Origin of the sequence: Rhodovulum sp. BSW8 (genome assembly GCF_003314725.1) — a bacterium.
Lineage (GTDB): Bacteria > Pseudomonadota > Alphaproteobacteria > Rhodobacterales > Rhodobacteraceae > Rhodovulum > Rhodovulum visakhapatnamense.
Window position 1 is genome coordinate 71,549 of sequence record NZ_QNVX01000011.1, and the last position, 22,667, is coordinate 94,215.

General features: G+C 68.9%; 16 protein-coding genes. 12 read left to right on the forward strand and 4 right to left on the reverse strand.

Going from position 1 to position 22,667, the window contains the following annotated elements; genetic code table 11:
• Positions 1–8 precede the first annotated feature (8 nt).
• From DSD19_RS22565 to dxs, 10 genes are all read left to right on the forward strand, one after another.
• Positions 9–143, forward strand: coding sequence for a hypothetical protein (locus DSD19_RS22565; protein ID WP_256359743.1), 135 nt, complete (start codon positions 9–11; stop codon positions 141–143).
• A complete protein-coding gene (bchY, locus tag DSD19_RS07620) occupies positions 140–1,720 on the forward strand; it encodes a chlorophyllide a reductase subunit Y (protein WP_113669146.1) in 1,581 nt (526 codons plus the stop codon). Before DSD19_RS22565 ends, bchY begins: the two co-directional genes overlap by 4 nt.
• Positions 1,720–3,204 (forward strand): chlorophyllide a reductase subunit Z, encoded by a 1,485-nt coding sequence (gene bchZ / locus DSD19_RS07625; RefSeq protein WP_113669147.1) that lies wholly within the window; start codon positions 1,720–1,722, stop codon positions 3,202–3,204. The genes bchY and bchZ overlap by 1 nt, the downstream gene beginning before the upstream one ends.
• Entirely contained in the window at positions 3,201–3,422 is a 222-nt protein-coding gene (gene pufQ, locus DSD19_RS07630) for a cytochrome PufQ (protein ID WP_075783880.1), read from the forward strand. The genes bchZ and pufQ overlap by 4 nt, the downstream gene beginning before the upstream one ends.
• Positions 3,423–3,544: 122 nt before the next feature.
• Entirely contained in the window at positions 3,545–3,691 is a 147-nt protein-coding gene (gene pufB / locus DSD19_RS07635; RefSeq protein ID WP_042458389.1) for a light-harvesting antenna LH1, beta subunit, read from the forward strand.
• A gap of 16 nt (positions 3,692–3,707) precedes the next feature.
• Positions 3,708–3,872, forward strand: coding sequence for a light-harvesting antenna LH1, alpha subunit (gene pufA / locus DSD19_RS07640; RefSeq protein ID WP_042458393.1), 165 nt, complete (start codon positions 3,708–3,710; stop codon positions 3,870–3,872).
• A 145-nt stretch (positions 3,873–4,017) separates the two neighbouring features.
• Entirely contained in the window at positions 4,018–4,872 is an 855-nt protein-coding gene (gene pufL, locus DSD19_RS07645; RefSeq protein WP_075783879.1) for a photosynthetic reaction center subunit L, read from the forward strand.
• A 2-nt stretch (positions 4,873–4,874) separates the two neighbouring features.
• Positions 4,875–5,843, forward strand: a complete 969-nt coding sequence (pufM, locus tag DSD19_RS07650; protein WP_075783878.1) for a photosynthetic reaction center subunit M — start codon at positions 4,875–4,877, stop codon at positions 5,841–5,843.
• A 2-nt stretch (positions 5,844–5,845) separates the two neighbouring features.
• Positions 5,846–6,913, forward strand: a complete 1,068-nt coding sequence (gene pufC, locus DSD19_RS07655) for a photosynthetic reaction center cytochrome PufC (RefSeq protein ID WP_075783877.1) — start codon at positions 5,846–5,848, stop codon at positions 6,911–6,913.
• Positions 6,914–7,095: 182 nt separating this feature from the next.
• Positions 7,096–9,018 carry a 1-deoxy-D-xylulose-5-phosphate synthase gene (gene dxs / locus DSD19_RS07660; protein ID WP_113669148.1) on the forward strand — a complete coding sequence of 641 codons (1,923 nt, stop codon included), beginning with the start codon at positions 7,096–7,098 and terminating at the stop codon, positions 9,016–9,018.
• A gap of 80 nt (positions 9,019–9,098) precedes the next feature.
• On the opposite strand, the gene DSD19_RS07665 is transcribed toward dxs, so the two are convergent.
• A complete protein-coding gene (locus tag DSD19_RS07665; RefSeq protein WP_113669149.1) occupies positions 9,099–9,287 on the reverse strand; it encodes a DUF2783 domain-containing protein in 189 nt (62 codons plus the stop codon).
• Positions 9,284–10,834, reverse strand: a complete 1,551-nt coding sequence (locus tag DSD19_RS07670; protein WP_075783874.1) for an FAD-dependent monooxygenase — start codon at positions 10,832–10,834, stop codon at positions 9,284–9,286. The genes DSD19_RS07665 and DSD19_RS07670 overlap by 4 nt, the downstream gene beginning before the upstream one ends.
• Before the next feature lie 328 nt (positions 10,835–11,162).
• Between DSD19_RS07670 and bktB the strand changes: the two genes are divergently transcribed.
• A complete protein-coding gene (gene bktB, locus DSD19_RS07675; RefSeq protein WP_113669150.1) occupies positions 11,163–12,338 on the forward strand; it encodes a beta-ketothiolase BktB in 1,176 nt (391 codons plus the stop codon).
• A gap of 97 nt (positions 12,339–12,435) precedes the next feature.
• On the opposite strand, the gene pbpC is transcribed toward bktB, so the two are convergent.
• Complete coding sequence (gene pbpC / locus DSD19_RS07680) at positions 12,436–14,469, reverse strand: penicillin-binding protein 1C (protein WP_113669151.1); 2,034 nt, start codon at positions 14,467–14,469, stop codon at positions 12,436–12,438.
• Positions 14,466–19,952 (reverse strand): alpha-2-macroglobulin family protein, encoded by a 5,487-nt coding sequence (locus DSD19_RS07685; protein WP_113669152.1) that lies wholly within the window; start codon positions 19,950–19,952, stop codon positions 14,466–14,468. The genes pbpC and DSD19_RS07685 overlap by 4 nt, the downstream gene beginning before the upstream one ends.
• A 137-nt stretch (positions 19,953–20,089) precedes the next feature.
• Here DSD19_RS07685 and DSD19_RS07690 point away from each other — a divergent pair, with 137 nt between their 5' ends.
• The gene (locus DSD19_RS07690; protein ID WP_113669153.1) at positions 20,090–22,660 is read left to right on the forward strand and encodes a response regulator; all 2,571 of its coding nucleotides are present in this window, start codon (positions 20,090–20,092) and stop codon (positions 22,658–22,660) included.
• Positions 22,661–22,667: the final 7 nt, after the last annotated feature.

Sequence of the window (22,667 nt, forward strand, 5' to 3'; positions counted from 1 at the left end):
TCAACCAGATGTCCCGCTGGGACAACGTGCTTGAGGCCCTCTCGCATCACGACGAGGACCGCGAATTCGCTGAAATCGCAGAGATCCAGGAGGCGCCCGCCGCAGAGGCGGCCGCGCCCTCGCGCGAACTGGAGGACGCATGACCGAAGAGGTCAGATATGACGAAGCCCACACCGCAGAGGTGATCGAGGGCACGCCCCGGGAGCCCGGAAACGCTCCTGAAGGCGCCGATCCTCGTTTGGGCGACGGCATGGGCTGCCATGCCGGAGCGGCCGAGATGGAGAAGGCGGCCCGCGCGGCGGGCGCCTCCGACATTCTCGACCAATATGCCAAGGACTATCCGCAAGGCCCGCACGACCGCCCGCAAAGCATGTGCCCGGCCTTCGGCAGCCTGCGCGTCGGGCTGCGCATGCGGCGCGTCGCGACCGTGCTGTCGGGCTCGGCCTGCTGCGTCTACGGGCTGTCCTTCGTGTCCCATTTCTACGGGGCGCGGCGGTCCATCGGCTATGTGCCGTTCAGCTCGGAAACGCTCGTCACCGGCAAGCTCTTCGAGGATATCCGCGACGCGGTGCACGAACTGGCCGATCCCGACCGCTATGACGCGGTGGTGGTGACCAACCTTTGCGTGCCGACCGCCTCGGGCGTGCCGCTCCGGCTTCTGCCCGACGAGATCAACGGAGTGCGAATCGTCGGCATCGACGTGCCGGGATTCGGCGTGCCGACCCATGCCGAGGCCAAGGACGTGCTGGCCGGCGCGATGCTGAACTACGCCCGCAAGGAAATCGAGGCCGGCCCCGTCGCCGCCCCCGAGGGCGGGGTGTCGGATCGCCCGACCGTGACCCTTCTGGGCGAGATGTTCCCGGCCGATCCGATCGTGATCGGGCAGATGCTCGACCCGCTGGGGCTCGCTTGCGGCCCGGTCGTGCCCGCCCGCGAATGGCGCGAGCTTTACGCCGCGCTCGATTGCGGTGCGGTGGCGGCGATCCATCCGTTCTACACTGCCGCCATGCGTGAATTCGACGCGGCAGGTCGCCCCATAGTTGGGTCGGCCCCGGTGGGACATGATGGCACAGCCGCCTGGCTCGCCAATATCGGCGACGCCTTCGGGCTGTCGGCCGACAAGGTCGCGAAGGCCCAGAACATGTTCCTGCCCGCCATCAAGGGCGCGCTGGCCGGAGCCCCGGTCAAGGGCACGATCACGCTGTCGGGCTATGAGGGATCGGAGCTTCTGGTGGCCCGCCTTCTGATCGAGTCCGGCGCGAATATTCCTTATGTTGGAACGGCTTGCCCCAGAACGAAGCAGGCCGAGGCCGACCGCGACTGGCTCGAATCGAAGGGCGTCAAGGTGGTCTTCCGGGCCTCTCTGGAAGACGACAAGGCCGCGGTCGACGCGATCAAACCCGATCTGGCCGTCGGCACCACGCCCGTGGTGCAGCACGCCAAAGAGCGGGGCATCCCGTCGCTCTACTTCACGAATCTCATCTCGGCCCGTCCGCTGATGGGTCCGGCGGGCGCTGGCAGCCTTGCGCAAGTGGTAAACGCGGCCATTGCGAACAAGGGACGCATGGCGTCGATGAAGGAATTCTTCGAAGGTGTCGGCGAGGGAGACACTGCGGGTGTGTGGGAAGGAGATCCGAATCTCCACCCCGAGTTCCGCGCTCTCCATCAGAAGAAACTGGACAAGAAACGTCGCGCCGAGAAGGCGCAGGAGATGATCTGATGCTGGTCTTGGATCACGACAGGGCAGGGGGGTACTGGGGCGCAGTCTATGCGTTCTGTGCCACCAAGGGCCTGCAAGTGGTGATCGACGGGCCGGTCGGCTGCGAGAATCTGCCGGTCACCTCCGTCCTTCACTATACCGACGCGCTGCCCCCGCATGAGCTGCCCATCGTCGTCACCGGCCTCGGTGAGGAAGAGCTGGGCCGCGAGGGCACCGAGGGCGCGATGAAACGCGCCTGGAAGACGCTCGATCCCGTGCTTCCCGCGGTGGTCGTCACCGGCTCCATCGCCGAGATGATCGGCGGCGGCGTCACGCCCCAGGGCACCAATATCCAGCGCTTCCTGCCGCGCACCATCGACGAGGATCAATGGGAAGCGGCGGACCGGGCGATGACCTGGATCTTCACCGAATTCGGCATGACCAAGGGCCGGATGCCGCCCGAGAAACCGCGCGAAGAAGGGGCGAAGCCCCGCGTGAACATCCTCGGGCCGATGTATGGCGTCTTCAACATGCCCTCGGACCTGGCCGAGATCCGGCGTCTGGTCGAGGGCATCGGCGCCGAGGTCAACATGGTGATGCCGCTGGGCGCCCATGTCGCCGAGATGCGCAACCTGGTGAATGCCGACGTGAACGTCGTGATGTATCGCGAGTTCGGCCGGGGTCTCGCCGAGGTTCTGGGCAAGCCCTATCTGCAGGCGCCCATCGGCATCGATTCGACGACGAAGTTCCTGCGCAAGCTGGGCGAGATGCTGGGGCTCGACCCCGAACCCTTCATCGCGCGCGAAAAGCACTCGACGATCAAGCCGGTCTGGGACCTGTGGCGGTCTGTCACGCAGGACTTCTTTGCGACGGCCAGCTTCGCCATCGTCGCGAACGAGACCTATGCGCGCGGGGTCCGGCACTTCCTGGAGGCCGATCTGGGCCTGCCCTGCGCCTTTGCAGTGGCCCGCAAGCGCGGCGCAAAGACCAACAATGCCGAGGTTCGCGCGCTGATGGGGCAGAAACGGCCGCTGGTCGTCTTCGGCTCGATCAACGAGAAGATCTATCTTGCCGAGCTGTCCGCCGGTCACGGCCCCAAGCCCGCCTTCATCCCCGCCGGGTTCCCCGGTGCGGCGATCCGGCGCGCGACGGGCACCCCCTTTATGGGGTACGCCGGTGCGACGTATCTGGTTCAGGAAGTGTGCAATTCCTTGTTCGACGCGCTCTTCCATATCCTTCCGCTCGGGACCGAGATGGACTCGGCCTCCGCAACGCCGACCCGGCTTCGCCGCGACTTCCCCTGGGACCAGGATGCCCAGGCGCTGCTCGACCGTATCGTGGCCGAGCACCCGGTGCTGACCCGCATCTCTGCCGCGAAATCCCTGCGCGACGCCGCCGAGAAGGCTGCGCTTGAGCAAGGGGCCGAGCGCGTTGTTCTCGAGACCGTCGAGGCGCTTGCGCCCGCCGGCTTCGCCCGCCCTTCTTCGAAAGGAGAGTCGAAATGACTGACCAGACTTCCGACGTCCACCTGGTACGTGCCCATCGCCCGCCGAAAGCGGAGTTCATGGTCTATTTCGCAATTATCTTCATCGCCGCGCTGCCGCTGGCCTTCATCGCCTCCTTCCTGGCGATGGTCCGGCAGGGCGACCTGAAGACCAAGGGGCCGATCGCCCGCGCCTGGAGCCAGGCGCGGATCATCACCCCCATGATTTTCTCTGCCTGAAAAGGTGGAGTTCCGAAATTCGCCCACCCCCCGGTTGGGCGAATAGCCGGCAGGGATAAAACCTTGTCGGGACCCGGCCGCCGGGGTGCGCGGCATCAGTCTGACGATCCGGAGGAAAGTTAATGGCTGAATCTGACGTGTCGTTCACCGGTCTGACCGACGAGCAGGCGCAAGAAATTCACGCTGTCTACATGAGCGGGCTTTGGCTGTTCTCGGCCGTCGCCGTGCTGGCTCACCTGGCAGTGTACATCTGGCGCCCGTGGCTCTGAGAAGAGGACCTGAGAAATGGCTAAATTCTACAAGATCTGGATGATCTTCGACCCCCGTCGCGTGCTCGTTGCGCAGGGCGTCTTCCTGTTCCTGCTGGCTGTGATGATTCACCTCGTCCTGCTCAGCACGGACTACTTCAACTGGCTGACCATTGCCGCCGAGAAAGCCGCCGGCGCGTAAGCGCCCCAGCGGCTTCCGGATGTGAGCAGTCGGAAGTAACACCAAACGCTGCGGGCGGGAGCCCCGATCTCCCGCCCGCGGCAATCTCAAGAACAAGGACGGCTGAGGCCCGGACGGACACGGCCGCCATTTGCGGAGACAGACGATGGCACTGCTCAGTTTTGAGAGAAAGTATCGCGTCCGTGGAGGGACGCTCATCGGTGGCGATCTGTTCGACTTTTGGGTGGGGCCTTTCTTTGTGGGCTTCTTCGGAGTGACGACGATCTTCTTCGCCACCCTCGGAACCGCCATGATCTTCTGGGGCGCCGCGCTTCAGGGGACATTCAACCCGCTGAAGATCCACATCGCGCCGCCGGATCTCAGCTACGGGCTCAGCATCGCGCCGCTCGCCGAGGGCGGGCTTTGGCAATTCATCACGCTCTGCGCTATCGGCGCGTTCGTGAGCTGGGCTCTGCGCGAAGTGGAGATCTGCCGCAAGCTCGGCATCGGCTACCATATTCCGATCGCCTTCAGCGTGGCGATCTTTGCCTATGTGACGCTGCAAGTGTTCCGCCCGATGTTGATGGGCGCCTGGGGGCACGCGTTCCCCTATGGCATCTTCACCCATCTCGACTGGGTGTCGAACACCGGCTACCACTATCTGCACTTCCACTATAACCCGTTCCACATGCTGGGCGTGTCGCTGTTCTTCGCCACCTGTCTGGCGCTCGCGCTGCATGGTGGTCTGATCCTGTCGGCCTGCAACCCCGAAAAGGGTGAAGAGGCGAAGACGCCGGATCACGAAGACAGCTTCTTCCGCGACCTCATCGGGTATTCGATCGGGACGCTCGGGATCCACCGCGCCGGCTGGCTTCTGGCCATCAACGCGGTCTTCTTCTCAGCGGTCTGCATCATCATCTCCGGTCCGCTCTGGACCGAGGGCTGGCCCGAATGGTGGACTTGGTGGAGCAACCTGCCGATCTGGCCCGAAGCCATTCCGGCTGTCCAGGGGAGCATGTAACCATGGCTGAATATCAGAACATCTTCACCCAGGTGCAGGTCCAGGGTCCCGGCGACTGGGGCATGGACAACGAGAACAACATGATGGAAGAGCGGGCCGCAGGTACCGGCCACTTCTCCATCCTCGGTTGGCTCGGCAACGCGCAACTCGGCCCGATCTATCTGGGCTACACCGGTGTGATCTCGGTGATCGCGGGCGCCTTCGCGTTCCTCATCATCGGGCTCAACATGCTGGCCCAGGTCGACTGGTCGCTGGTGCAGTTCCTGCGTCAGGGCTTCTGGCTGGCGCTTGAACCGCCCTCGCCGGAATACGGCCTGCGAATCCCGCCGCTGAAGGAAGGCGGCTGGTACATGATCGCCAGCTTCTTCCTGCTGATCGCGGTTTGGGCCTGGTGGGCACGGACCTACATGCTGGCCGTGGAACACAAGATGGGCAAACATATTGCTTGGGCGTTCCTGTCGGCGATCTGGCTGTTCATGGTGCTGGGCTTCTTCCGCCCGATCCTGATGGGCTCCTGGTCGGAAATGGTGCCCTACGGCATCTTCCCGCACCTCGACTGGACGACCGCCTTCTCGATCCGGTACGGCAACCTCTACTACAACCCGTTCCACGCGCTCTCGATCGCGTTCCTCTACGGCTCTGCCCTGCTCTTCGCGATGCATGGCGGCACCATCCTTGCCGTGACCCGCTTCGGCGGCGACCGCGAGCTGGAGCAGATCTACGACCGCGGGACCGCGTCCGAGCGTGCCGCCCTGTTCTGGCGCTGGACCATGGGCTTCAACGCCACCATGGAAGGCATTCACCGTTGGGCCTGGTGGTTCGCGGTTCTGACCCCGCTGACCGGCGGGATCGGCATCCTGCTCACGGGCACTGTCGTCGACAACTGGTATATCTGGGCCCAGGAGCACAACTTCGTCACGGAGTACACCCAGCCCTACGGCATTGACGCCTATGTCGGGCAAGGAGGCTGATCATGCTTAAGTTCCCGAAATGGTTCTTCAAATGGAGTGAGGAGAACCCGACCGACCTGATGGGGCCGGGGATCCTCGTGGGGACTGTCGGCGGTGCTGTGGCCGTGGCTGCGATCATCGTGGCCTTCGGCAACCCCAATGCCACCATCGACCAGCAGACCGGCCCCCGCGGCATCGGCATGGCGGTGTCCAAGTTCGTCAAGGACAACCCGCAGTTCGATGTCTACGAGGCCGAGTATCAGGTCTTCGACCGGGTCGAGGCGCCGGAAGGCACCCCGACCGCGGCCGAGGCCTACGGCGACAGCGTGATCGCCTTCGGCGACATGGACCAGGCCAACTTCGACCAGCTCACCAAGGCGATGAGCGCCTGGGTCGGCATGGATGTGGTGCTTTACGACAATGGCGAGGTCGATCAGACCACGCTGGCGATCACCGAGAACTGCATCGAGGCGACCCAGTATCTCAACGACTCCTGGGACACGCATAACCTTGCCTCCGAAGGCAAGGGCGTGAACTGCTACACCTGCCACCGGGGTCAGCCGACCCCTCCCGGCTCGTGGATGAAGTCCGGCAACGTCAACAGCGCCATGGAAAGCTGGTCCGGTGTGCAGAACCGCCTGATGGTGGGCCGCAAATACACCGACAGCCAGTTCACCTCGCTGCCGGTCGATGCGCTGGAGAAACTGCTGCTTGACGGCGAGACCATCAAGGTCACCGACACTGAAAGCCGCGTCGACCAGCAACCGGGCGACCCGACCTGGCAAGATGCCGAGCGCACCTACAGCCTGATGAACCATCAGGCCAACGCGCTGAACGTCGGCTGCGTCTACTGCCACAACACCCGGGCCTTCTACGACCCGACCCAGGTGACGCCGCAATGGTCGGTGACGACGCTGGCGCAGCAAATGACGATCGACATGAACCAGACCTATTACGAGCCCCGCTCGGAGATCCTGGGGCATGAATCGGCCAAGATCGACTGCATGACCTGCCACATGGGCGTCATCAGCCCGCTGAACGGCAAGAACATGGTTGCCGAATGGCCCGAACTGGCCACTCCGGCGGAATGATCTGACTTCGAGGGGGCGGCGCGCGAGAGCCGCCCCTTCCCCTCATCGGGTCCCTGGCGGGGCCCGGTATTCGGGGCCTCCACACCCCGGTTCCCTTCCTGTCAGACACAGGACACTGGCGCCGTGTGGGGAACAGACCACACGGCGCTTTTTTCAAACTGGAAACGCGCGGGAGACGACCAATGACAGTCAAGCCTCCGACCCCGATCCTGGACCGTGTCGCCGGTCCGGCCGATCTCAAGGGCATGAGCCAGACCGACCTGACGCTGCTGGCGCGGGACCTTCGCGAAGAGGTGATCTCGGTGGTCGCCCAGACCGGCGGGCATCTGGGCTCGTCGCTGGGGGTCGTCGAACTGACGGTCGCGCTGCACGCGGTCTTCAACACGCCCTTCGACAAGCTGGTCTGGGATGTCAGCCACCAGTGCTATCCGCACAAGATCCTGACCGGGCGCCGCGACCGGATGCACACGCTGCGCCAGGGCGGCGGGCTCGCGGGCTTCTGCAAGCGCACGGAAAGCGAATACGATGCCTTCGGCGCGGGCCATTCCTCGACCTCGATCTCGGCCGCGCTCGGCTTTGCCGTCGGCCGCGACATGGGCCAGCCGACGGGCGATTCCATCGCGGTGATCGGCGACGGCTCGATCAGCGCGGGCATGGCCTATGAGGCGCTGAACAATGCCGGCCATGAAAAGCGTCGGCTGTTCGTGATCCTGAATGACAACGAGATGTCCATCGCCCCGCCCGTGGGCGCGATGTCGAAATATCTCTCGGGGCTCTATCACGAGACGCCGCTGGGCAAGCTCAAGGACATGGCCGAGGATTTCGAGGCCGCCCTTCCCGGCCCGATCCGCGAAGGCGCGCGCCGCGCGCGTCAGCTGGTCACCGGCTTCCCCGGCGGCGGCACGCTCTTCGAGGAACTGGGCTTCGACTATATCGGCCCGATCGACGGCCATGACATGGGCCAGCTGCTGACGGTGCTGCGCGCCGCCCGGGCGCGGGCCTCGGGGCCGGTCCTGATCCATGTCTGCACGGTCAAGGGCAAGGGCTATCAGCCGGCCGAACGCTCGGCCGACCGCGGCCATGGCGTGTCGAAATTCGACGTCGCCTCGGGCGCGCAGAAGAAAAGCTCCAGCAACGCGCCCTCCTACACCAAGGTCTTCGGCCAGACCCTGACCGACGAGGCCGCGCGGGATGCCAAGATCGTCGGCGTCACCGCCGCGATGCCCTCGGGCACCGGGCTCGACATCCTGCAGGATCGCTTCCCGAAACGGGTCTTCGATGTCGGCATCGCCGAACAGCACGCGGTGACCTTCGCGGGCGGCATGGCGGCTTCGGGCCTGAAGCCCTTCGTCGCCATCTATTCGACCTTCCTGCAGCGGGGCTATGACCAGATCGTCCATGACGTGGTGCTGCAGAAACTGCCGGTCCGGTTCTGCGTCGATCGCGCGGGGCTTGTGGGCGCCGACGGCTCGACCCATGCGGGCGCCTTCGACGTGGCCTTCCTGTCGAACCTGCCGGGCATGGTGGTGATGGGCGCGGGCGACGAGGCCGAGCTTCGCCACATGGTCGCGACCGCCGCGGCCTATGACGAGGGTCCGATCTCGTTCCGCTATCCGCGCGGCGAGGGCATGGGCGTCGAGATGCCCGAGCGCGGGCAGGTCCTCGAGATCGGCAAGGGCCGCGTCGTGCGCGAGGGCAGCAAGGTCGCGCTTCTGTCCTTCGGGGCGCCGCTGGTCGACTGCCTCGCGGCCGCCGATGCGCTCGAGGCGCGGGGCGTCTCGGTCACCGTCGCCGATGCCCGCTTCGCCAAGCCCCTCGATACCGATCTGATCGCCCGGCTGGCGAAAGAACACGAGGCGCTGATCACCGTCGAGCACGGCGCCGAGGGCGGCTTCGGCGCACTTGTCCTGCACTGGCTGGCCCGGACCGGCCGGCTGGATCGCGGGCTGGCGATCCGGACCATGACGCTGCCCGATGCCTTCATCGAACAGGGCAGCCCGGCCGAGATGTATGCCGAGGCGCAGCTGACCGCGCAGGACATCGCCGCGACCGCGCTGCAGGCGCTGGGTGTCGCGCCCGGCCAGTTCGGGCAGGCCAGCGCGTAAGGCGTCAACCTCTCCGCGAAGGGGCCTCGTCCGGGAAACCGGGCGGGGCCCTTCCTCTGTCGGGAACCGTGGCTCGGCCCTCAGCGGCCCCGGGCGAGGTCCAGCGCCTCGGTCAGGGTTTCGCGGTCGCCGACATGATTGGCGAGAATCAGGATCAGCCGCGCGTTCAGCGCCTGGCTTTCGGCGTCGGACAGGCCGCGATGGGCGGCCAGAAGCTCGGCCAAGAAGCCGTCATGGTCGGGCAGGTTCGGGGCTGTGATCAGTTTCATTCCCGTCCCTCCCACATCGCCCGGATGGCGGCCGAAACCGCCCGGGACTCGGCCGTCACCCAGCGCGCGGCCACCACCAGATCGGGCCGGATCAGATACAGCGCCCGCTCGGCATCGCCCAGATAGCGGGTCCGAAGCGTGGGATCGGCCCGCACCGACAGCGTCGGAATTTGCAGCCCGTCGGGGGCCGCGCAGTTGATCGCCAGCAGCGTCGGCCCGGGGCCGATCTGGTCCAGCAGCCAGCCATTGCCGATCCGCGCCTCGGGCGCCGCGGCGCCGGGCCGGGCCTCGTCGGGCAAGAGCGGGTCGTCGGGCGCGCCGGTCGCATAGATGCAGGGCACGGCCAGACGTCCGGCATTGACCCATTCTCGGGCAAAGGCGGTTTCGCGGGCCAGCGCCAGCACCTGATCGCGAAACAGCCGCTCGACCCCCGGGGCGGGCGAGATGAAGCTTGCGGCCCGGGCGGAATCGCGCAGGTTCTCGTCGGCGGCCTGGACCCGCTCGCGGTTGTAGCTGTCCAGCAGCCGCTCGTCGGCCCGGCCTTCCAGCACGGCGGCCAGCTTCCAGCCCAGGTTCTCGACATCCCGCAGCCCGCCATTGGCGCCCCGGGCCGAGAAGGGCGGCACCAGATGCGCGGCATCGCCCAGAAAGATCACCCGGCCATGGACGAACTCGGCCAGCCGGCGGCTTTGGAAGGTGTAGATCGACACCCATTCCAGATCGAAATCGGGGCCCACCACCGCCTGAATGCGCGGGATCACCCGGTCCGGCCGCGCCTCTTCCCCGGCATTGGCCAGGCGCCCCAGTTGCAGGTCGATACGATAGACATTGTCGGCCTGGGGCATCAGCATCGCCGACTGGCCGGAATGGAACGAGGGGTCGAACCAGAACCAGCGCTCGGCCGGGAAATCGGCCTCCATCTCGATATCGGCGACGAGAAAGCGCTCCTCGTAGAATTCTCCCTCGAAATCCAGATCCATCAGCGCGCGCGTCAGCGACCGGGCGCCGTCGCAGGCCAGCAGATAATCGGCCGAAAGCCTGTAGGGGCCGTCGGGCGTCTTGACCGAAAGCTCGACACCGGTCCCGTCCGGGTCGACGCCGGTCAGCCGGTTGCGGAAGCGCAGGTCGATCAGCGGCTCGGCCAGCGCGCGCGCGATCAGGATGTCCTCGATATGGTATTGCTGCAGATTGGCGAAGGGCGGGAAGCGGCCAGCCGCCGTCCCGGCCATGTCGAAGCTGAAGATCTCTTCGTCGCCATGGCTAATTCGAGCGATGCTCCAGGGCACGGCGCGGGCCATCACCTGATCGACGATGCCGAGCCGCGCGAAAAGCTGCAGGCTGCGCTCGGACCAGACGATGGCGCGCGAGCCGATCGTGACCGAGGATTTGTCCTCGAGCACCACCGAGGCGATGCCGAGCCGCGCAAGATCCAGCGCCATCGCCAGCCCGACCGGCCCCGCGCCGACCACCACGACGCGGTGACGCGGTTCGGGCCCGCTCAGCCCGGGCGGCGCGGAATAGGGAAGCGGCTTGTAGTCATAGGGCATCACGCATCCTCCACCGGCGGCCCGGGCAGGGACAGGCCCGGGATGCCGACGCGTCGGCGGATTTTCCGGATCGGGAGGCGAAAGAACGCGACGCTTCCGGCGCGACCCTCAGGTCGCCGCGGACGGCCCCTCTCCTCATCGCAGTCTCCCACACCGGTTCTTGTTCTTATCCGCTGTTCGGGCGTTAACCTCTGCTACTCGACTGGTCACTGCAACCGGTTTTTTCACACTAGATTTACAGCCCCGCTGCGGTCAGGCTGGCTGCGGGGCCGGTGCGCCGCGGGGCAGAGAGCCCGCCGCACCGGCCGATGAGGGGAGGAGGCCGAGAATGACCGGAATTGTGATCCTGGGGGCCGCGCGGACCGCGATCGGCACCTTCGGGGGCAGCCTTGCGGGCGTGCCGCCGATTGCGCTGGGGGCGACGGTGGCCAAAGCCGCGCTGGCGCGGGCGAAGCTTCCGGCCGACCGGGTCGGGCATGTGGCCTTCGGGCATGTCATCAATACCGAGCCGCGCGACATGTATCTCAGCCGGGTCGCGGCGCTGGAAGCGGGCGTGCCCGACACGGTGCCCGCGATGAACGTCAACCGGCTGTGCGGGTCGGGGGCGCAGGCCATCGTGTCGGTGGTGCAGGCGCTGATGCTGAACGAGGCCGATTTCGGGCTGGCGGGCGGGGCCGAAAGCATGAGCCGCGCGCCCCATATCCTGCCGGATGCGCGCTGGGGCCGGAAGATGGGTGACACGCCCGCCGCGGACATGATGCTGGGGGCGCTGACCTGCCCGTTCGGGACCGGCCACATGGGCGTGACCGCCGAGAACGTGGCCGAGGCCCATGGCGTGTCGCGGGCCGATCAGGACGCCTTCGCGATGCAGAGCCAGGAGCGCGCGGCCTGGGCCATTGCCGAGGGCCGGTTCGACGCCCAGATCGTACCGGTCGACGTGCAGAGGCGGCGCGAGACCGCGGCCTTCAAGGTCGATGAGCATCCCAAGGCCACGAGCCCCGAGGCGCTGGCGGCGCTTAGGCCCGCCTTCCGCAAGGACGGCAGCGTGACGGCGGGCAATGCGAGCGGCATCAATGACGGCGCCGCGGCGCTGGTGCTGGCACGCGAGGCGGCCGCCGAGGCGGCCGATCTGGTGCCGCTGGCCCGGATCGTCGGCTATGCCCATGCGGGCGTGGCGCCCGAGGTGATGGGGATCGGGCCGGTGCCCGCGGTCGAGGCGCTGTGTGCGCGGACCGGGCTGACGGTCGGCGATTTCGACGTGATCGAAAGCAACGAGGCTTTCGCCGCGCAGGCGCTGGCGGTCAGCCGGATGCTGGGGCTCGACCCGGCCAGGGTGAACCCCAATGGCGGGGCCATCGCGCTGGGCCATCCGGTCGGGGCGACCGGCGCGATCCTGACGGTGAAGGCGATCTACGAGCTGGAACGGACCGGAGGCCGCCGCGCGCTGGTGACCATGTGCATCGGCGGCGGTCAGGGGATTGCGCTGGCGCTGGAGCGGATCTGATCCGGCGGAGGCCCATTCGGGGCCATTCCTTCACTGCGGCGCGCCCCTGCCGGACGCCCCGGTTCGGGTATTTTTGCCAAGAAGAAAACCGGGGCTGTCAGTCGGTCAGGTGCAGGCGGGCGCGGGCGGCGTGCCCGGCGGCGTCGATGGCCGAGAGCGTCACAAAGCCCGGCCCCGGCGCGGGCAGGGCGGCGGTCCGGTGGCGCAGGCCGGTGGCGAGGGGGCGGCCATCGGCCAGCAGGGTAAAGGGCGGCGTGCCGCCCTCGATCTTGACCGCCAGGGGCGCGCCGTCGAGCGCCAGATCGGCGCCGTCGGGCGGGAAGGCCAGGCGCAGCGGGTCGGTGCCGGGGCTCTCGCCCGGCCGGAAGAAGCGGCGGAGCGGTGCGGGCAGGGCGCTGTTGGCCGCGATCAGCGTGCCGGGCGGGGGCGGGGGCAGCGCCTCGGGCGGGCCGAGCCGGGCGAAGGCGTCGAACAGCAGAGGTGCCGCGCGGTCGGCGCCGAAGGCGCCCGGCACCGGGGTCCCGTCGGGGCGGCCGATCCAGACCGCCACCACGTGGCGCCCGTCGAAGCCCACCGCCCAGGCATCGCGATGGCCGTAGGAGGTGCCGGTCTTGAAGGCGATCCGGCCTTGCGGTGCGCTGGCGGGCGCGGGTACGCCGCGCAGGATGTCGGCGACCTGCCAGGCGGCCTCGGGGGTCAGCACCGGCGGGCCGTCGGCGGCGGGCGCAGCGCCGATGCGCCAGTAAAGCGGCACCGGGCGGCCGCCCTCGGCCAGGGCGGCATAGAGCCGGGCCAGGTCTTCGAGCGTCAGGCCGAGCCCGCCCAGCGCGATGGCAAGTCCGGGCGGGCCGTCGGGCAGGCGCGGCGCGGCGCCCGCGCGTTTCAGCCGGGCCAGCAGCCGGGCCGGGCCGAGTGCCTCGGTCAGCGCCACGGCGGGGATGTTGAGCGAGGCCTGAAGGGCGGCACGGACCGGCAGGGTGCCGCGGTAGCGGCCGTCGAAATTCGACGGGCGGTAGGGGCCGAAGGCGGTCGGGCGGTCCTCGATCAGGGTTTCGGGATGGGCGAGCCCCTCGGCGAAGGCGAGGCCGTAGATCAGCGGCTTGAGCGTCGAGCCGGGCGAGCGTGTCGCCACCGCCATGTCGACGAAGCCGTCGCGGGCGGTGTCGGTGTAATCGGGGCTGCCGATCTCGGCCAGGATCTCGCCGGTCCGGTGGTCGGCCACGATCAGCGCGGCCGAGAGCCGGTCGCCCATCGGGCGGACGGTGCCCCGGACAAGCGTTTCCAGCCGCGCCTGCAGGCCCGCATCGAGGGTCAGGCGATGGAGGCGCGTCCCCGGCTCGGCGGCGCGGGCGCGGTCGGCCAGATGGGGCGCAAGCTCGGGAAAGGCGCGGCGGGTCGTGGGCACCGGGCTTCGGGCGGCGCGGGCGGCGGTTTCGGCGTCCAGAACGCCCGCCTCTGCCATCCGCGTCAGCACCCGGTCGCGGGCGGCCCGGGCGGCGTTGGCCGCGCGGTCGGGGCGGCGGGTTTCGGGCGATTGCGGCAGCGCCACCAGCAGCGCCGCCTCGGCCGGGCTCAGGCGCGCGGGCGGTTTGCCGAACCAGGCGAGGCTGCCCGCCGCGATGCCTTCGAGATTGCCGCCGAAGGGGGCGCGGGCCAGATAAAGCGCGAGGATGCCGTCCTTGCCGATCCGCCGTTCCAGCGCCAGCGCCACCCGCATCTGCCGGAGCTTGCCCGCCCAGCGCCCGGTGCCGCTGTCTTCCAGCAACCGCGCCGTCTGCATCGACAGCGTCGAGCCGCCCGAGACGACCCGGCCCTGCGCCAGCGCCTGGCCCGCCGCCCGCAAAAGCGCGCGCGCGTCGATGCCGGGATGGGACCGGAACCGGCGGTCCTCATAGGCGACGAGCATCCGGAGGTATAGCGGGTCGACCCGGTCGGGACTGGCCGCCAGCCGCCAGCGTCCGTCCTCGACGGTATAGGCGCGCAGCAGAGTGCCGTGCCGGTCCAGCACCTCGACCGAAGTCTCAGTGGCCAGCGGCGGCAGCACGGTCGCGTCGATCCAGGCGTCGACCGCATCGCGTGCGGCGGCGCCCAGGAACAGCACCGCCGCCAGCGCGGGCAGAAGCGCCCTCATGGCGTGACGCTGGCGCGACCCGCATCGGTCCAGGCGCGGCGGTCGGGACGATACATGTCCTCGACGCTGGCCGCAGGGGCGCGATAGGTCCCGGGCGCGGTGGCGCGCAGGATATAGGCCAGCCGGAACGGATCGGCCGACCCCCAGTCGATGGCGGCAAGAAACCGGTCCTGCCTTGCCTCGCTGTGTTGCACCTCGGCGGTGGTGCCAAGCCAGTCGAGCGCCCGGATGTCGCCCGCCCGCAGCAGGTTCGGGTTGTCGATCTCGAAGCCCGCCGGGATCGGGTCCGAGACCATCAGCCGGGCCTGATCGGCCGAGAACGGCGTCACCTCCAGCACCGTCACGATCCGGGTGCCCTGCGGCACGGCGTCAAGCGTGACCGCATCGCCCTCCAGCGTGTAGTGCTGCCGCGAGATGGCATAGCCGTTGCCGCCCGCGGGGTCCGGCACCTCGGGCACGCCGAAGCTGGTGACGGTCAGGGTCTCGGCGCGGCCACTGTCATTGCCCAGCACCGCCGGACCCTCGCCGGGGGCCAGAAGCCGCACCAGCGGTCCGGTCAGGGGCGCGCCGTTCAGCGTGAAGCCCTCGGCGCCGGGACGGTCGATCAGCTCATGGGTGGCCAGCAGCATCCAGCTGGCCTCCTGGGTCGAGAGCGGCCGGTCGGTCTCCGCCAGATAGCCGGTCAGCGCGTCGCGGTCGACAGCGGTGCTGCCGGCGGCGAGGGCCAGCGTCAGAAGCCCCGCCGCATCGCGCAGGTCGGTGCCGTAGTCGATGCGCCAGACCGGGGGCTCGGCCCGGCCCATCCGCCCGGCCATCATCCGGGCGGCGCGGGCGAACATCAGATCGGCCCGTGTCGGGTCGCCATAGGCGGCCAGCGCCGCGCCAAGCTGCCCGGCAGCCAGCGGTGTCGCGAAGGCCCCGGCCCTGGTGTCGGCATAATAGCGCAGGTCGGCCATCGCGGCCTTGCCCTCGCGCGCCAGCACCATCAGCGCATAGGCGATATCCTCGCCGCCATCGTCGAAATCGGGTGCGTAATTGACCCGGTTCTGTAGGTTGTCGAGCGCCATTCCGAAAGCCCGGTCGGGCACCGTCACCCCTTGCGCGCGGGCGCGCGACAGGAAATCGGTGACATAGGCGTCGAGCCAGAAATCGCCCGCACCCGGAGCCCAGAGCCCGAACCCGCCCGAGGGCGACTGGTTGGCCAGCACCTCGGTCACCGCCTGATCCAGCCGTTCGGCCAGCCGCTCGCGGGTGCCAAGCCCCAGCGCCTCGGCCACCTGGTCGAGATAGAGCAGCGGCAGCGCCTTCGACGTCACCTGTTCGGTGCAGCCATAGGGATAGCGGTCGAGGCCGGCCAGCAGCCCCGCCGCATCGAGCCGCGCGATCGGACCAAGCGCCAGCGTCGCGCGCCCGGTCCCGGGCAGCATGTCGGCGAACAACGCGTCATCGGCGGTGAAGCTCTGCCCGTCGGCGAGGGTAAAGCGCGAGGTCCGCACGACTTCTGGGTCGGTGACCTCGACCGGCAGCGTCAGGGTCCGGCTCAGCACCTTGCCATCGGGCGTGGTCAGGGCGACCTCGACATGGTGAACCCCCGGCATGCCCGCCGTGATCGGGATCGACAGCGCGGTCTTGCCGCCCTCGGCCAGCTCGACCGCCTCGGGGATCGCGGCCGGATCGAGGGTGACGCCCTCGGCCGTGACGCTCAGCGGCATCCGCCCGGCCGGGCCTTCGGCATGGACCAGCTCCAGCAGCAGGCGGCTTTCATCGCCGGGCGCAAGGAATCGCGGCAGGCTGGCGGTCACCACCACCGGATCGCGGATCAGGATATCGGCCTCGGCCTGGCCGATCCCGGTCGGCGACCAGGCGACCGCCATCAGCCGCAGCGTGCCGTTGAAGGCGGGGATGTCGAGCCGGGCCCGGGCAACGCCGTCCGCGCCAACCGTCACCGGCCCCGAGAACAGCGCGACCAGTTCCTCGGTCGGCGGCGGCGCCTGACGGCGCATCCCGGCCGTGCCGTCGCCGCCCGAGCGCACCGTGCCCATGGCGCCGTTCAGCCCGTCGATGAGCCGCCCATAGACGTCGCGCAGCCCCATCCCCAGCTTTCTCTGCCCGAAATAATGGTCGTCCGGGTCGGGGCTGGCAAAGGCCGTGACGTTCAGGATGCCCAGATCGACGGCCGCGATGGTGGCATAGGCGGTTTCGCCGGGGGCGATGCCGTCGACCTTCAGCGCGATGTCGAGCGGCTGGCGCGGCTCGGCCTCGGCCGGGACCTCGAAGTCGGCCGCGAGGCGATGCGGGCCGGGGTCGACGGCGGCATGAGCCAGCCCCAGCGCCCGGGCCGGGTTATGGCCCGCAGGCAGGTCCATCGGCCGGATCAGGGTCGCGGCGACATAGGCGCCCGCGCCCCAGTCATCGGTCACCGGCAGGCGGACGACGTTCTCGCCCTCGGTCAGATCGACCGGCACCATGTCGATCAGCCGGTTCGACATCACGGTGACCAGCCCCTTGCCTGCCTCGCGCGGCACGATCCTCAGCGTCGCGGTCTCGCCGGGGCGATAGGCGGGCTTGTCCAGAGACAGCTCCAGCATGTCGGGCGTGGTGCTGGCATCGGCGGGCGCGTACCAGCCGGCCTCGAAGGCGACCGCGGCCTCGGCCCAGGCGCCGTCGCGGCGTTCTGCCACCAGTTCGTAGCGGCCCCAGCGCACCGGCACCTCGACCGAGGCGCGGCCGTTCTCGAGCCGGGCCTCGCCGTCGGCGATGCGCTCGCGCGTGGTGATCGGTTCCCAGGCCCAGTCGCCATCGACCCGGTACCACTGATAGCGGGTCTCGACCCTGTTCAGGGCCCAGTGCAGCACCGAGTCCCCGGGCTGGCCGTCAGCCCCCAGCACGATCAGGTCGAACCCGGCCTCGGCGCCTTCGGGCAGGTCGCCGTCAAAGCGCGGCCTGATCCCGACCATCGGGCCGGACGGCACGACGGGGCGGGTGAGGCTGCGTTCGACCGGGCGCCCCGAGCCTTCGGACAGGCGCAGGGTGATCCGGGCCTCGACCGGCTGGCCCTCGGTCCTGAGGGGGGGCAGCGACAGCCCGATCCGGGCCTGACCGGCCGCATCGGTGCGGCCCGCGCCCTCGATTGCGGCCATCGCGGGTGCGACCGAGGCGTCGTAGCGGCCGAAGACGAAGCCCGGATAGGCGGGCAGACCCGAGACGGCGGCCAGGCGTACCTCGCCCTCGATCGGCAGATCGGCCCCCGGCGCGCCAAAGAGATAGCGCGCCTCGACCGACAGCAGCGGCGGGGCGGCGGGGTCGATGGGCGCCTCGGGCAGGCCGAGGTCGAAATCGATGCGTTCGGGCAGGAAATCCTCGACCAGGATCTTGGACGAGGCCAGCGCGGGCGCCTCGGGATCGGCGTAAAGGTCGAGCGTCCAGGTGCCGCGCGGTGCGGTCCCGGCGATGTCCAGATCGAAGACATGGCCGCCCGCGATGCCGCCCGGCGACAGCTGGCGGGCATGTTCCAGCCCGTCGGGGCGCGTCAGGATCGCGGTCAGCGGCAGATCGGCGATGGCCTCGGCCCGGTCGTCGCGCGCCAGCGCGGTCGCATGCACGGTCTCGCCGGTGCGGTAGGCGCCGCGATCGGTGGTCAGGAAGACGTCGATGGGCGGGGCGGGCTCGCGGCCCTCGACGCCCCGGTCCGACAGATCGAATTCGGGATCGGTCAGCGACAGGAAGGCGATGTCGGCGGCCCCATCCTCGGCGGCCCCATCCTCGGCGGCCCCATCCTCGGCGGTCAGCATGGCAGGCGCGGCGCCCGCGCGTCCGCGCGTGAGCCCCGGTTCGAACCGCGCATAGCCCTGCGCGTCGGTCATGGCGGTGCCCAGAACCTCGTTCGCGCGGGACAGCAACGAGACCTTGATCCCGGACTTCGGTTCGGCACTGCCAAGCGCGCGCACGAAGACATGCAGCCCGTCGGTGCCGCTCATGCTGGCAAGCCCCAGGTCGGACAGCACGAACCACTGGGTCGCGGCGGGCACGTCATATGGGTCCTCGCCCGGGATCGCGGCAGTCAGCGCATAGATCCCGGCGGGCTGGCCCGCCAGAGCCTCATCGAGCGGCAGCCGGGTGGTCACGTCGCGGTTGAGGTCGTGCCCGACCTCGGCCAGGCCCGACCAGACCTTTTCGGCCAGATCGGTCGAGACCGTCTCCTCCTCCCAGGGCGACAGCGCCTCGCCGAAATAGCCGCTCTGCACCGACCGCAGCAGGTTCCGGTCGGACATCCGGTAAAGCGTCAGGCCAAGCCGGTCCGAATTGACGGTGACGACGGGCAGCGCGGTGCCGCCCGTCTTCGGCAGGACATAGGCGCGGCCCGGGAACCGGACCGAGGGGCTGCGGTCGCGCACATACTGGGTCAGCGTCACGGGCTTTGCCAGCGTCTCGCCGCTTGCGGCGGGCAGACCGGCGCGGAAGGTCAGCCGGTAGCGTTCGCCATGGCTCAGCCCCTCGACGCACAGCCGCCGGTCCTCGGCGGTGACGGCCAGGCCCGGGTCGGGCAATTGCACGAAGGGGGCGTAGTCGATCCGGGCCTTGACCAGATCCTCTGAGAATTCGGCGCAGATCCGGGGCCGGGCGGCATCGCTTTCGACCACGGTATCGGTGATCCGGAAGCCGTATTTGCCGATGGCCTCGTCAAGGCGCGCGGACAGCTCGTCCCGGGGCGCGAGCGTCTGTGCCAGTCGCAGCGCCGGGATCATGTCGCGGCCACGGCCGAGATCCTCGAGCGCCGTCGCCATCACCTCCAGTGCGCGGGCGCGGAGCGCCGGGGCGCCACCGCGCAGATAGGCGTTGACCGCCGCCGAAAGGGCGTCGCCGCGGGCGCGGCGCCGGGCGCCGCTGTCCTCGGGCGACAGCGCGGCCGAGGCGGCGGCGTAATCCGTCCAGGCGGCAGCATCGTCGCCCAGCGCGACCGCAGCGCCCAGCTGGCGGCGGGCTTCGGCCGGGCGGTTCTCGGCGCGCGCAGAGGCGGCCGCGCGGCGCAGTTCCTCCAGGGTGGCGCCGTCGACCGGATGGTCCTGCGGCAGCTTCTCGGCCTGCTCGTGGGCCTCGGCCAGATCGCTGTCGCGCAGGAACCCAAGCTCGGCCGCGCGGGCCGGGGCTGCGGCGAGAACCGCCGGGTCGGTCGCAAGGATCCGGGCCGAGACGGCCCCGGAATAGGGCGTGGGCGCGTCGGCCCGGGACTTGGGGAAACAGGCGCCGGCGCGGGCGTTGAAGGTGAAGGCTGTGCAGCGCGCATCGCTCAGGCAGGCGCGCAGGCAGCCCGGCAGGCTGGTGTCGAGAAGGGTCCGAAGATCGCCGCCGGGAAAGTCCATGTCGCGCCACAGCACCGCGCGCCGCTCGGGCAGCGGGCCGCCCTCGGACTGGGCTGCGGCGCCGGTCGTCAGGATCGCAAGAGCGCTGAGGGCAAGGGCCAGAAGGGCGGCTGAACGGGCCATCGAGGCCTCCTCGTCAGGCGGAAATTGCCGGGATGCTGACACGTCACGCGCGTATTTGGCAAGGATTCCCGGCCGCGTTAATCGGCTGTTCACCGTGAAGCGCCCAATACCGGAGAAACGAGTCCCAGGGGTCCGGAATGGATCTGCATGACAAGCTGGCCAAGGAACGGCGCGCCCGTCTGGCAGCAGAACGCCTGCTGGAACAGAAAAGCCGCGAGCTGTTCGAAGCGAACCGCCGCCTGGCGCTGCATGCGCGTGCCCTGTCGGAAGAGATCGTCCAGACCCGCCAGACCGCCGAGGAACTGCGCGGCCGCAACAACAAGGTCATGAACGAACTGGCCGAGGTCTCGAAGGCCTTCACCGTGGCCAAGCAGCGGCTCTGGGATTCGCTCGAAACCGTCAAGGACGGCTTTTCGCTGTTCGATGCCGACGACCGGCTGGTGATCGCCAACAATGCCTTCTTCGAGCTGTTCGAGGGGCTCGAGGCGGTTGCGCCCGGTGCCCGTTATGACGAGATCATCCGTCTGGCGGTCGAGGAGGGCCTGTTCGACATCGGCGACGAACGTCCGCAGGCATTCGCCGAGGATCTGCTGTCGCGCTGGCATCTCGATCCGGTGCCCTCGCGGGTCGTCCGGCTCTGGACCGGCGAATACATGAAACTGATCGACCGCCGCACGCCTTCGGGCGATATGGTCTGTCTGGCGATCAACATCACCGACATGATGCGGATGTGGGCCTCGGTCGAGGCGATCCCCGACGCCTTCGTGCTGTACGACTACGAAGACCGGCTGGTGATGTGCAACGACCGCTACCGCGAGTTCTATGCCGAAAGCGCCAAGGCCATGGTCCCGGGGGCCAAATTCGAGGATGTGCTGCGTCACGGGCTGGCGCATGGCCAGTACCCCGAGGCCCTGGGCCGCGAGGAAGAGTGGCTGACCGAACGGATGACCAACCACCAGAAGCCCGGAGCCCCGGTCGAACAGCGGCTGGCCGACGGGCGCTGGCTGCGCATTCTCGAACAGCGCACCCCCGATGGCGGGATCGTCGGGCTTCGGGTCGACATCACCGAACAGAAGCGCCAGCAAGAGGCGCTGGATCACGCCCGCGTCGCCGCCGAGGCCGCGAACCGCGCCAAGTCGGCCTTCCTCGCCAACATGAGCCACGAGTTGCGGACCCCGATGAACGGGGTGGTCGGCATGGCCGAACTGTTGTGCGAAACCGACATGTCCGAAGAACAGCGGCTTTACGCCCATACCATCCGCGAGTCGGGCGAGGCGCTTCTGGGGCTTTTGAACGACGTGCTCGATTATTCCAAGATCGAGGCCGACAAGCTGACCCTGCATCCCGAACCCTTCGATCTGGAACGGACCATCCACGAGGTGGTGATGCTGCTGCAGGCGCCTGCGCGCGACAAGCGGCTGGACATGCTGATCGACTACGACATCTTCCTGCCCACGCGCTTTGTGGGCGACGGGGTGCGGGTGCGGCAGATCCTCACCAACCTCGTCGGCAACGCGGTCAAGTTCACCGAGGAAGGCCATGTGCTGGTGCGTGTCGTTGGCATCGAGGATGCGCCCGGCAGCTACCAGATCCACCTGACCGTCGAGGATACCGGCATCGGCATCTCTCCCGATCTGCAAGAGCATATCTTCGGCGAGTTCAACCAGGTCGACGACCAGGAAAACCGCAAGTTCGAGGGGACCGGGCTGGGCCTGGCCATCACCAAGCGGCTGGTGGGCATGATGGAGGGCGAGATCTGGCTGGTCTCGGAAAAGGGCGAGGGGGCCTGTTTCGGCATCCGCCTGACGCTTCCGGTCTGCGAGGAGGCCGACGACCTGCCGGTCGCGCCCGCCATCGGCGCGCGTCGGGTGCTGGTGGTCGACGACCAGGAGGTGAACCGTACCATCCTCGAACGCCATCTGGCCCAGCTGGGGCTGGAGGTCGTCTGCCACATCTGCGGCGAACTCGCGCTTCAGGACGCTCAGGGCTTCGATCTTGTCATCACCGATCACCGCATGCCCGGGATGGACGGCATGTCCTTCGCGCGGGCGCTGCGCGACGGCGGCTATGCCGGGCCGATCCTGATGCTGTCCTCGAACCCGATGCGGATGCGGGCGACCGACGACCCGCAGTCGAGCGGGATCGACCTGATCCTGCAAAAGCCGCTGCTGCGGCGCGCGCTTTTCGAGGCGGTGGCGAAGCTCGCGCCGCCCGGACCGACCGCGGCCGCCCCCGCCGCGCTGCCCGCGCCGGACCTCTCGACCGGTGACCCGGCACCCGGCGGCGCCCTCCCGATGCGGGTGCTCGCGGCCGAGGACAACCGCACGAACCGGCTGGTTCTGGAAAAGATGCTGGGCGGGCTCGCGCTCGAGATCCGCTTTGCCAAGGACGGGAACGAGGCGGTCGACGCCTTCGCCGAGGCGCGACCGGACCTGATCCTGATGGACATCTCGATGCCGGGCTGCGACGGCAAGGAGGCCACGCGCCGGATCCGCGCGCTCGAGGCCGGAACCGGGGTCGCGCCGGTGCCGGTGATTGCGCTGACCGCCCATGCGCTCAGCGGCGATGTCCTCGAAATCCTCGAGGCCGGGCTTGACGGCTGCCTGACCAAGCCCCTGCGCAAGGCCGAGATCGTCGAGACGCTGGAGGCCTACCGCCCCGACGGCCGCCTGCCGATCCTGCCGGGTGCGGCGGCGGGGGGGGCGTGAGCCGGGC